The organism is Streptomyces sp. NPDC026206 (assembly GCF_040638465.1).
In the GTDB taxonomy this organism is placed as follows: domain Bacteria; phylum Actinomycetota; class Actinomycetes; order Streptomycetales; family Streptomycetaceae; genus Streptomyces.
This window is the reverse complement of the sequence record NZ_JBEZYL010000001.1, coordinates 752,970-759,179: the sequence shown is the minus strand read 5'-3', so window position 1 is coordinate 759,179 and position 6,210 is coordinate 752,970. Positions and strand designations below refer to the sequence as shown.

Here is a 6,210-nt window from a genome sequence, read left to right as displayed (position 1 = left end):
CCCCTGGACTACCAAGAGGCCCTGTTTCAACGTGCAGTTATCGGCGAACCGGCCCACCCAACCGAGAGCTGTGGATCAGTTTGTACACGGGCACTAAATAAGACGTGACACAGAGACCTCTGACATCGTGCCCCGCCCTCAGCGCTCAGCGGTCGGTTGCCGCCCTGTCGTCGTACTGGCGGCGGGCGTCGTCGACCTCTTCGATGTGCGCCTCCGCCCACTCCTTCACCGCGGACAACAGGCAGCACAGGCTGCGGCCGAGGCCGGTCAGTTCGTAGTCGACGCGCACCGGCACCGACGGGGTCACCGTGCGGGTGACGATGCCGTCCCGCTCCAGTGAGCGCAGCGACTGCGTGAGCATCTTCTGGCTCACGCCGGGGATCTTGCGGCCCAGGTCGCTGTAGCGCATGGGGCCGGGACCGAGGGCGCTGACGATCAGGCTGACCCACTTGTCGCTGATGCGGGCGAGCAACTGGCTGGTCGGGCAGTCCTTGACGAACGCGTCGTACGCGGTGCGGGCCTCGGTGCGGCGCTGCGCCGCGGTCAGGGTCGCCATGTCCTACCTCCGGGTGCCGTACGCACCTTGAAGTGCGTACTTACTAAAAGAGAGTACCCCTCGTAGGTTTGTCACATCGACGGGACGGGGCTTTCACAGCCCGCCCGGCCAGTCAACTGAACGGCTTTCCAGGAGCGTTGTCATGCGTGCTGTAGTAATCCGGTCCTTCGGCGGACCCGAGGTGCTCGAGGTCGTCGAGACCGCTCTGCCCCAGCCGGGCCCCGGCCAGGTCCGCATCAAGGTGGCGGCCGCGGCGCTGAATCCGGTGGATGCCGCCTTCCGGGCGGGTTTCATGGGCCCGCTGGGCCCCGACGGCACGCTGGGCCTCGGCTACGACGTGGCCGGGACGGTCGACGCGGTGGGCGTGGGCGCGCAGTTCGCGCCGGGGACGGCCGTGGTGGGGCTGTCGTACGGGCCGGCGGCGCTGAAGACCCACGCCGAGTACGTCGTGCTGGACGCCTCCGCCGTGGCGAAGGCCCCCACCACCGTCGACGAGGTGCACGCCGCGACGCTGCCGCTCAACTCGCTGACCGCTGCCCAGGCGTTGGACCTGACCGGGCTGAAGGCGGGCGACAGCCTGCTGATCACCGGCGCGGCCGGTGCACTCGGCGGGTACGCCGTCCAGCTCGCCCACCGCGCGGGCATCACCGTCACCGCGCTCGCCCGGCCCGGGGACGAACAGTTCGTACGTTCCTTGGGCGCCGACCACTTCGCACCGGACACGCGGGCCGTCGCACCCGGCAGCCTGGACGGTGTCCTGGACGCGGCGGTACTCGGCCCGGCCGCGCTGGAGCTCGTACGCGACGGCGGTACGTACACGGGCGTCATCCCCGGCACGGCGCCCGCCGCCGCGCGCGGCATCCGCGTCGCGGAGGTCGAGGTGAGCGCGGACGGGGCCCGCCTCGGCGAGCTGTCCGCTCTCGTCGACGAGGGGGTGCTGACGACCCGGGTCGCGGCGACGTACCCCCTGGGCGAAGCCGCCGAGGCGCACGCGAAGCTGGCCGGGGGCGGCCTGCGCGGTCGGCTCGTGCTCGTTCCTTAGCCTCTCTTCAGCCTCTCTTCTCTTTACCTCTCTCCCCTCTTTCCCCCTTCTCTCCGGTCAGCCCGACGAAGGCGCCGGTTCCGCCGGCGGCGACGCGCTCTTGATCACCGCGAACGCGGCGCCGTACGGGTCCGTCAGCCACGCCATGCGCCCGATGTCGGGCGCGTCGGCGGCCGGCATGAGGACCGAGCCGCCGTTGCCCTCCGTGCGGGCCACGGCCTGGTCGACGTCCGGGACCTCGAAGTAGGGCAGCCAGTGCGCCTTCTCGGCGGGCTCCCGGAAGGGGACGACGCCGCCGAACGAGGCCCGCTGCTGGTCCTGGCCGGCCGCGGTGGAGAGAACGGTGTAGGTCATGCCGGGAACCTTGACGTCCTCGGAGCGCCAGCCGAACAGGCCGCGGTAGAACGCCTTGGCCGCCGTGGGGTCGCCGACGTGCAGCTCGGCCCAGCACAGGGAGCCCGGGTCGGTGACCTTCTCCAGGCCCTTGACGGCCGCGGGCTGCCAGACGGCGAACTCGGCGCCGCACGGGTCGGTGAGGCAGGCCATCCGCCCGGCCTCCATGGCGTCGAACGGTGCCACCCGCACCGTGCCGCCGCCCTGCTCGGTGGCCTTGGCCGCGGCGTCCGCGTCCAGCGTGTGGAAATAGACGGTCCAGGCCGAGGTCGCACCTTCCTCGGTGAGCGGACCGAGGGCCGCGACGTTCTTGCCGTCCTTCTGGAAGAACCCGTAACCGCCCGCCTCGTCCCCACCGGACCGGTGGTCCCAGCCGAAGACGCCCCCGTAGAAGTCGGCGGCCCCCTCCGTATTCGGGCTGCCGAGGTCGAGCCAACAGGGTGCGCCGGTGACAAAGTCTGTAGTGAGCATGGTGGTGTGCCCCTTCGACGGATTCCGCCGGGTCGCCCCGGCCGGATTCAGTCTGGCACCGGCCACCGACAATCGCCCGGCACCGCCGCCGGTACGCCCCCGGCGTACGGGGGCAGGGGGCGCGGCACCGGAGAGCGGAGTATGCCTCCGATAGCCGGGGGCCAGGGGGAGGTAGACGATGAAAGTGCCATGAGAGAGGCACACCCATCCAGAGGAGACCGATCATGACGACGGCCAAGGACATCATGCACCCGGGCGCCCAGTGGATATCCCGGACGGAGACCCTGGACGTGGCAGCGCAGCTGATGCGCGACCTCAATGTCGGAGCCCTGCCGGTCGCCGACGAGAACGAGCGGCTGTGCGGCATCGTCACCGACCGGGACATCGTCGTGAAGTGCATTGCCGAGGGCATCGACCCGTCCCAGTGCAACGCCGCCGAACTCTGCGAGGGCACGCCCCGGTGGATCGACGCGAACGCCGACGTCGAGGACGTTCTGCACGAGATGGAGCAGCACCGCATCAAGCGGCTTCCGGTGATCGAGAACAAGCGTCTCGTCGGCATCATCAGCGAGGCGGACCTGGCCCAGCACCTCACGGACGACCAGATCGCCGAGTTCGCGGAAATGGTCTACGCCCGCTGACCCGGCGGACCACCGGCCGACCGGCTGACCGGGCGGGTCGGCAGACCCGCCACGCCGACGGGGTGGCCGGCTGGCTGACCAGACGCGTCGGCGGAACCCGGCGGCCGGCCGACGAGGCGGACCACGGCTCCGACAGCAGCCGAGGAGGCAGACAGATCATGACCAAGGCCAAGGACATCATGCACGCGGGTGCGCAGTGGATCACCCGCGACGAGACCCTGCCCCGCGCGGCACAGGTGATGCAGATGCTGAACGTGGGCGCCCTGCCCGTCAGTGACGAAAACGGGCGGCTGTGCGGCATCATCACCGACCGCGACATCGTCGTGAAGTGCCTCGCCCACGGACACGACCCGTCCAAGTGCACGGCGGGCGACCTCTGCCAGGGCACCCCGCGCTGGATCGACGCGAACGCCGACGTCGAGGACGTTCTGCACGAGATGGAGAGCCACAAGATCCGCCGGCTGCCGGTGATCGAGAACAAGCGCCTGGTGGGCATGATCAGCGAGGCCGACCTGGCCCGCCACCTCCCCGACGCCCAGGTCGCCGAATTCGCGGGCCACATCTACTCACCGGCCCCCTAACCGCAGCCGCGGCAGCGCATGCGCCGCGCCGCGCCGCAACCACCACCGAGCCGACCGGCCGCAGGCCCGGCGCCGAACGGAGTATGCCCCGTTGCCGCCGACTGCACCGGCGCCGTGGGCAGTCGCCCCCTTCGCGCCGGCTCTGGGGTTGTGGTTTGCGCAACCATTGCCAATGGCGGGCGACAAGAAGTCTCCAATACCGCCCGCTGCGGCTGAGGGGGCCGTGGCGATATTGCATCCCCATGCGAATGCGGCGACAGCGAGCGCCATAACTGTCCTGCGAGTGGCCATGCCCGAAGAACGACGGCTGATCCTGCCGGTCAATCAGCCTCACTCGTGCAGAGGTAATCCCCGACCGCCGCCCATCATTGCGCCCCACCCCCGTGCTCATTGCGCCCCACCCCCGTGCCGTCCGGCCCGGGGCTCTTTCGCCCGCCGGGACGCTTCCGGGCCCGGCGGGCGTTCTCACGCCCCCGCGCCCTGCTCCCCAGCTCTGCCACGCGCTACCCTCCCCATGGCTGTCCGCGCACGCCGCGCCCGGAGGTGCCATGCGCCCGCTCCTCGCCCGCCGCACCCGTCACCGGCTCGCCGCCGACGCCGCGCTGCTCGTCGTGGTCGCCGCCTTCGCCACTCCTCTTCTGTGGCTGCTGTTCGCCTCCGTCGACTCGGAGGCCGGCCTACGGGTGCGCGCCCCTGTCAGCCCGACACTGGAAAACTTCTCCGCGGTGCTGACGGACGACATCGCCTTCACGCCGATGCTCAACAGCCTGCTTCTGTGCGGTAGTGCGACAGCTCTCACGGTCACGTGCGCAGCGCTCGCGGCCTACCCCCTGTCGCGCTTCCGGTCCCGTTTCAACCGCCCGTACCTGCTTACGCTTCTCTTTTCGAGCTGTCTGCCGCTCACCGCTGTCATGGTGCCGGTCTACGGGCTGTTCGTGCAGGTCGATCTCATCGACACGATGTACGGCACTGCCGTCTTCATGGCCACCACACAACTACCGTTCGCCATCTGGCTGATGAAGAACTTCATGGACGGCGTACCCAAGTCTTTGGAAGAGGCCGCCTGGACAGACGGCGCCGGATGGCTCCAGACGCTCACCCGCGTCGTTCTTCCCCTCATGGGGCCCGGCATCGCCGTCGTGGGGATCTACTCGTTCGTTTTGCTCTGGGGCAATTTCTTCGTGCCGTTCATGCTGCTGCTCTCGCCGGAGCAGCTTCCCGCATCGGTGACAGTCTTCACCTTCTTCGGGAACTTCGGGCAAGTGGCCTACGGCCAGCTCGCCGCCTTCTCGATTCTCTACTCGACGCCGGTGATCCTGCTGTACGCGCTCATCGCACGCCGCCTCGGTGCGGGCTTCACGCTCGGCGGCGCGGTCAAGGGCTGACCTGCCACCGCCGGACGCGTTCGGGAAGAGCCCGTCCCGGTGCGTCTTCAGGATGACGGCGTCCGTCTGCAGTACTACGTCCCACCGGCACTACAGGCGCAGGGTCCGGCGCCGTATTCCGGCCTCATGGCTGACGCCCCGCCGGTCGTCCCCTCCGAGAATTGGAACTGCTGATTCCAGCACTTCCCCCCTATTTCCTCCTTTCCTCTCCCCTCCCCCCGCTTTCCCTTGTTCCCCCCCACACACACAGCTCCCGGAGGAGACCTCGTGTCCCACACGGCCGCGTACGCCACCCCCCACACACCCGCCGGCATCGTCGCCGCTCGCGCCACCGGGCTGAGCAAGGTCTACGGGCAGGGCGAGACCCGCGTGACCGCCCTGGACTCGGTGTCCGTGGATTTCCGCCGGGCCGAGTTCACGGCGATCATGGGGCCGTCCGGCTCCGGCAAGTCGACGCTGATGCACTGCATGGCGGGCCTGGACACGATCTCCTCCGGGTCCACCCGGATCGGTGACGTCGAGCTGGGCTCGCTCGGCGACCGGCAGCTGACCAGGCTCCGCCGGGACAAGGTGGGCTTCATCTTCCAGGCCTTCAACCTGCTGCCGACCCTGAGCGCGCTGGAGAACATCACGCTGCCCATGGACATCGCGGGCCGCAAGCCGGAGCCGGCGTGGCTGCAGCAGATCGTGACGACGCTGGGCCTGTCCGGGCGGCTCGCGCACCGGCCGAGCCAGCTGTCCGGCGGCCAGCAGCAGCGCGTGGCCGTGGCCCGCGCGCTCACCGCCAAGCCCGAGATCATCTTCGCGGACGAGCCCACCGGCAACCTCGACTCCCGCTCCGGCGCCGAACTGCTGGGCTTCCTGCGCGAATCCGTACGGGCGCTGGAGCAGACGGTCGTCATGGTCACCCACGACCCCGTCGCCGCGTCCTACGCCGACCGCGTCGTCTTCCTGGCCGACGGCCGCATCGTCGACGAGCTGCGCGAGCCCAGCGCGGACGCGGTCCTGGACCGCATGCGCCTCCTTCCCGGGGGAAACCCCCGGCCCCTCGCCTTCGACGCCAAGGGCCGCACGAGCTGACCTGCCGGGTCCGGCCCGAGCAGCTCCGCCCCTTCGTCCCGCTCTCACCTCCAGGAATCCG

At 70.0% G+C, this 6,210-nt stretch carries 7 protein-coding genes; 5 read left to right on the top strand and 2 right to left on the bottom strand.

The genetic code is table 11. The features are described from left to right. Positions 1 to 145 precede the first annotated feature (145 nt). Positions 146 to 556 (bottom strand): helix-turn-helix domain-containing protein, encoded by a 411-nt coding sequence (locus AB0F13_RS03560; RefSeq protein ID WP_362074385.1) that lies wholly within the window; start codon positions 554 to 556, stop codon positions 146 to 148. 142 nt (positions 557 to 698) lie between these two features. On the opposite strand from AB0F13_RS03560, the gene AB0F13_RS03555 reads away from it, so the two are divergent. Further along, the gene (locus tag AB0F13_RS03555) at positions 699 to 1,598 is read left to right on the top strand and encodes an NADP-dependent oxidoreductase (RefSeq protein ID WP_362074382.1); all 900 of its coding nucleotides are present in this window, start codon (positions 699 to 701) and stop codon (positions 1,596 to 1,598) included. 57 nt (positions 1,599 to 1,655) lie between these two features. Here the strand turns inward: AB0F13_RS03555 and AB0F13_RS03550 are convergent, their stop codons facing one another. Beyond that, entirely contained in the window at positions 1,656 to 2,462 is an 807-nt protein-coding gene (locus tag AB0F13_RS03550) for a VOC family protein (RefSeq protein WP_362074379.1), read from the bottom strand. A 224-nt stretch (positions 2,463 to 2,686) separates the two neighbouring features. Between AB0F13_RS03550 and AB0F13_RS03545 the strand changes: the two genes are divergently transcribed. The 4 genes from AB0F13_RS03545 (at position 2,687) to AB0F13_RS03530 (ending at position 6,149) form a co-directional block, all read left to right on the top strand. Next, entirely contained in the window at positions 2,687 to 3,103 is a 417-nt protein-coding gene (locus tag AB0F13_RS03545; protein WP_362074376.1) for a CBS domain-containing protein, read from the top strand. A 158-nt stretch (positions 3,104 to 3,261) separates the two neighbouring features. Continuing rightward, complete coding sequence (locus AB0F13_RS03540) at positions 3,262 to 3,684, top strand: CBS domain-containing protein (protein ID WP_362074373.1); 423 nt, start codon at positions 3,262 to 3,264, stop codon at positions 3,682 to 3,684. A 548-nt stretch (positions 3,685 to 4,232) separates the two neighbouring features. Beyond that, a complete protein-coding gene (locus AB0F13_RS03535) occupies positions 4,233 to 5,069 on the top strand; it encodes a carbohydrate ABC transporter permease (protein WP_362074370.1) in 837 nt (278 codons plus the stop codon). A 267-nt stretch (positions 5,070 to 5,336) separates the two neighbouring features. Then, positions 5,337 to 6,149 carry an ABC transporter ATP-binding protein gene (locus AB0F13_RS03530; protein WP_362074368.1) on the top strand — a complete coding sequence of 271 codons (813 nt, stop codon included), beginning with the start codon at positions 5,337 to 5,339 and terminating at the stop codon, positions 6,147 to 6,149. The last annotated feature ends 61 nt before the right edge of the window (positions 6,150 to 6,210 follow it).